The sequence below is a fragment of the Paenibacillus whitsoniae genome (genome assembly GCF_003955665.1).
Classification (GTDB): Bacteria; Bacillota; Bacilli; order Paenibacillales; family NBRC-103111; genus Paenibacillus_E; species Paenibacillus_E whitsoniae.
In genome coordinates, this window is the sequence record NZ_RXHU01000125.1 from 1 (window position 1) to 3,931 (window position 3,931).

Here is a 3,931-nt window from a genome sequence, read left to right on the forward strand (position 1 = left end):
ATCGGTCGAGGGCTTAACCAAATATATCCCAAGAAAGTGAAGCGAAGCTTTGTAGCTGATGCCAATTACTTTCTCGGGGCCCAAAACTACAACACAAACCTAATGTTTAAGCAACGTTTCGTATCTAGTTTTCAAGGTGCAAGCCTTGAGAAAAGCAAATCTGTTTGGTGATGATGGCGGAGGGGATCCACGCGTTCCCATCTCGAACACGACCGTTAAGCCCTCCAGCGTCGATGGTACTTGAACCGCAGGGTTCTGGGAGAGTAGAACGTTGCCAAGCATATATAAGGAACTTTTGATGAAAGTCAAAAGTCTCTCTGCTTTTCTGAATTGGGGCCATAGCTCAGCTGGGAGAGCGCCTGCCTTGCAAGCAGGAGGTCAGCGGTTCGATCCCGCTTGGCTCCACCAATGTTCCCTGATAGCTCAGTTGGTAGAGCACTCGACTGTTAATCGAGTTGTCACAGGTTCGAGTCCTGTTCGGGGAGTAACCGCTCTCATTTTGAGAGCATCTTTCAACTGAGAAGTCTAGTATGGCGGCGTAGCTCAGCTGGCTAGAGCGTACGGTTCATACCCGTAAGGTCGGGGGTTCGAGCCCCTCCGCCGCTACCAAGCCTATTGGAGAGATACCCAAGTGGCTCAAGGGGACCCTCTGCTAAGGGGTTAGACTGCGTAAGTGGTGCGAGGGTTCGAATCCCTCTCTCTCCGCCATTGCTTTACCCCGAAAAGTGAAGTGCAGCGTTGTAGAGTATTTCGATTATAAGGCCCGTTGGTCAAGTGGTTAAGACACCTCCCTTTCACGGAGGTAACAGGGGTTCGAGTCCCCTACGGGTCACTTCTTCTAGTAATCCCATGGAGGCTTAGCTCAGCTGGGAGAGCATCTGCCTTACAAGCAGAGGGTCGGCGGTTCGATCCCGTCAGCCTCCACCATTTTTGATTAATGCGGAGCCGTGGTGTAGAGGCCTAACATGCCTGCCTGTCACGCAGGAGACCGCGGGTTCGAATCCCGTCGGCTCCGCCATTCTTTTCATAATATTTGCCGTTGTAGCTCAACTGGTAGAGCAACTGACTTGTAATCAGTAGGTTGGGGGTTCAAGTCCTCTCGACGGCACCACATTACCCAAAAAAGTGAAGATAAGCTTTGTAGCAACACCGACTACTTTTTTTGGGCCCAGTAACACCTTATATCATGGAGGCTTAGTGAAGTGGCTAAACACGGCAGACTGTAAATCTGCTCTCTCCGAGTTCGGTGGTTCGAATCCATCAGCCTCCATCCTTTTTTGCATATTGGGGATTAGCCAAGCGGTAAGGCAACGGACTTTGACTCCGTCATGCCAAGGTTCGAATCCTTGATCCCCAGTATCACTCCTAGATCTTTATTATGAGTCATTAGCTCAGTTGGTAGAGCACCTGACTTTTAATCAGGGTGTCGTAGGTTCGAATCCTACATGACTCACCACTTTACGCCAAAAAGTGAAGTGATGGTTTCGAAGGGAATTCCGTACGCATCGAGTTGAAAACTCGATCGGCGTCTAATCTTACCGATTAACGCGATCATACTTCTATGTATTGCTTTGATAATAAGTTTAGACATTATTTTTCGGGGACCCCGAGATTAAACAAGCGCGCGTATGGCGGAATTGGCAGACGCACTAGACTTAGGATCTAGCGGGTGACCGTGGGGGTTCAAGTCCCTCTACGCGCATCAATATTATGCGGAAGTGGCTCAGCGGTAGAGCATCGCCTTGCCAAGGCGAGGGTCGCGGGTTCGATCCCCGTCTTCCGCTTTTTTTCGTTTATTGGCCGGAGTGGCGGAATCGGCAGACGCACAGGACTTAAAATCCTGCGGTGGGTGACCACCGTACCGGTTCAAGTCCGGTCTTCGGCATCAGAATTAATGTAACTACTAATATCGAGTTTAGATGAATGAGTCGCCCCTGAGGCGCCTTTTTTTATTTTCTTGTAATAAGGCCTACTCAAATGAGAGTAATAGCCGATCCTGCTGTTTCGTTGTATACTAAAAGCTACAAGCAAGCCGCAGGGGTAACGAACGTTGGTAACTGGGGTGTGACGATGAATCAGTTTATGGGACAATCCCAAAATGAAAATGCTTTCACAAACGAGAACGTTTGTGAGGTCTTTGATAAATCCGCAATTCCGATGATCATGATTAATGCTGCAGGGCGTATTTTAAAGGCAAATGATATTTTTGCAGATATGTTGGGGTACACCGTGCTGGAGTTAGAAGGTAGATACACGGTTGAATTTACGCATCCGGACGATGTTCAAATCACCCAGAGCGTTCTGCAAAGAATTGTCCACGCGACTGCACCGCTACAAATAGAGAAAAGATACATGCATAAGAATGGGAAAATAATATGGGGGATTGTGTTTGGTTTTTTGAATGGCATTTACGAGAATGAGCCTTATTATGTGGCCTGTGTACAAGACATGACACATTTCAAGCAGCAGGAAAAAGAGCTTCAAAGTAAAAAAAATCACAACAAGTATCTGGAAACCTCGTTTCATCAGCTTATTGAAAATTGGCCCGACGGATTCGTGATTATACAAGATTATAGGATTGTCTACAGTAATCAAGCCGCTTTAAAAATTATCAATGCTGCGTGTATGGAACAGATTATCGGGCGTCCTGTGTTTGATTTTATATCGGCAGACAGGCACAGTATAGCTAGGGAAAAAATATCTAAAGTCTATGAAGGAAATATAAGCAAGGGTGTGGTGGATCACTTAATTCGCCTAGATGGACGATCGATTGACGTTGAATTCACCGCAATTCCTGCACATGATAATTCAGAGTTGACCATGAATTTACTTTTTCGCGATGTGACGGAGCTTAAACGTACGGAAGAGCTTATGCGAGTCTCAGACAAGTTAAATGCGGTGGGCCAATTGGCTGCAGGTATTGCACACGAAATTAGGAACCCGCTCACAGCAATCAAGGGTTTTATTAAACTGGCACGGGAGAAGTATCCGGAATCCCCGCAATATTTTGATATTATCCGAACGGAACTTGAACGCATCGAACTAATAACAAATGAACTGCTCTTATTGGCAAAACCCGGACAGAGTACGATGCAAGTTTTGGATGTGCGGGACATTTTGGGCCAAGTAAGCGTATTGTTGGAAACGCAAGGAGCACTAAACAATGTACAAATCAGTCAGTCATATATGGATGAAGCTCCACTGCTGCTCCACGGTGATGGTAACCAGTTGAAACAGGTTTTTATTAATATATTGAAGAATGCGATCGAAGCTATGCCTAAAGGTGGAGAGATTCAGCTAGAGGCCAGGATGGAGCAAGAAGAAATACGGATCGATATTTTAGACGAAGGACCAGGATTGACAGAGGAGCAGCTTAAGCGGATTGGGCAGCCGTTTTATACAACTAAGGCAACAGGTACGGGGTTAGGTTTAGTGGTTAGCTATAAAATTATTCAAAGCCACGGCGGCAGAATCGCCGTCGAGAACCGTTCGGAGCTGGGGGCAAGGTTTACTATTCATCTACCGCCTGCACCTGCTTTCTTACAGTAAACCATAAGAAAAAGGGTATGAAAAAGATCGACTGCAAGTTGCGGGGAGATCTTTTTGTTCTATTGAGTTGCATTCTTATCAAGGCTGTGCTATATTATGTTTCTTGTCTCAGACGGACAAGCGTTGCAAGTGAACTGGTTATTATGTTAAGTTTCACAAATGAATAAAAAGTGCTTGCATTCGAAAAAACAATATGGTATATTACTACTCGCTGCTTCGGAAACGCGGCAGTGCACGAAAGACATTGATCTTTGAAAACTGAACAACGAGTGAGTAAGCAAGAACGAGCAATCGTTCAAAAATGAGATTAACAATCTCGCTAGCAAGTCAATGAGCAAGTCAGCTTAAAATAAATGGGCGAGCAATCGTTCAACTTTTATGG

At 45.9% G+C, this 3,931-nt stretch carries 1 protein-coding gene, 14 tRNA genes and 1 rRNA gene; all 16 read left to right on the plus strand.

All coding sequences use genetic code 11. The annotated features are described in order from the left end of the window. Positions 1 to 163 precede the first annotated feature (163 nt). The 16 genes from rrf (at position 164) to EJQ19_RS30030 (ending at position 3,549) form a co-directional block, all read left to right on the plus strand. Positions 164 to 280, plus strand: a 5S ribosomal RNA gene (gene rrf, locus EJQ19_RS29955). A 52-nt stretch (positions 281 to 332) separates the two neighbouring features. Beyond that, a tRNA-Ala gene (locus tag EJQ19_RS29960) sits at positions 333 to 408 on the plus strand. A gap of 4 nt (positions 409 to 412) precedes the next feature. Next, positions 413 to 485 (plus strand) — tRNA-Asn (locus EJQ19_RS29965). Positions 486 to 532: 47 nt separating this feature from the next. Continuing rightward, positions 533 to 609: transfer RNA gene (locus EJQ19_RS29970), tRNA-Met, on the plus strand. Positions 610 to 617: 8 nt separating this feature from the next. After that, positions 618 to 708: transfer RNA gene (locus EJQ19_RS29975), tRNA-Ser, on the plus strand. Positions 709 to 760: 52 nt separating this feature from the next. Beyond that, positions 761 to 832 (plus strand) — tRNA-Glu (locus EJQ19_RS29980). A 19-nt stretch (positions 833 to 851) separates the two neighbouring features. Then, positions 852 to 927: transfer RNA gene (locus EJQ19_RS29985), tRNA-Val, on the plus strand. Between the two features lie 14 nt (positions 928 to 941). Then, positions 942 to 1,018 (plus strand) — tRNA-Asp (locus tag EJQ19_RS29990). Between the two features lie 17 nt (positions 1,019 to 1,035). Then, positions 1,036 to 1,111, plus strand: a tRNA-Thr gene (locus tag EJQ19_RS29995). 77 nt (positions 1,112 to 1,188) lie between these two features. Continuing rightward, positions 1,189 to 1,270 (plus strand) — tRNA-Tyr (locus tag EJQ19_RS30000). Positions 1,271 to 1,285: 15 nt separating this feature from the next. Beyond that, a tRNA-Gln gene (locus EJQ19_RS30005) sits at positions 1,286 to 1,357 on the plus strand. Between the two features lie 23 nt (positions 1,358 to 1,380). Beyond that, positions 1,381 to 1,456, plus strand: a tRNA-Lys gene (locus tag EJQ19_RS30010). Positions 1,457 to 1,622: 166 nt separating this feature from the next. Then, a tRNA-Leu gene (locus EJQ19_RS30015) sits at positions 1,623 to 1,702 on the plus strand. 10 nt (positions 1,703 to 1,712) lie between these two features. Then, positions 1,713 to 1,784, plus strand: a tRNA-Gly gene (locus EJQ19_RS30020). A 15-nt stretch (positions 1,785 to 1,799) separates the two neighbouring features. Further along, positions 1,800 to 1,885 (plus strand) — tRNA-Leu (locus EJQ19_RS30025). A gap of 92 nt (positions 1,886 to 1,977) precedes the next feature. Next, on the plus strand, positions 1,978 to 3,549 hold the full coding sequence (locus tag EJQ19_RS30030; protein ID WP_126144900.1) for a PAS domain S-box protein: 1,572 nt from the start codon (positions 1,978 to 1,980) through the stop codon (positions 3,547 to 3,549). Positions 3,550 to 3,931 lie beyond the last annotated feature (382 nt).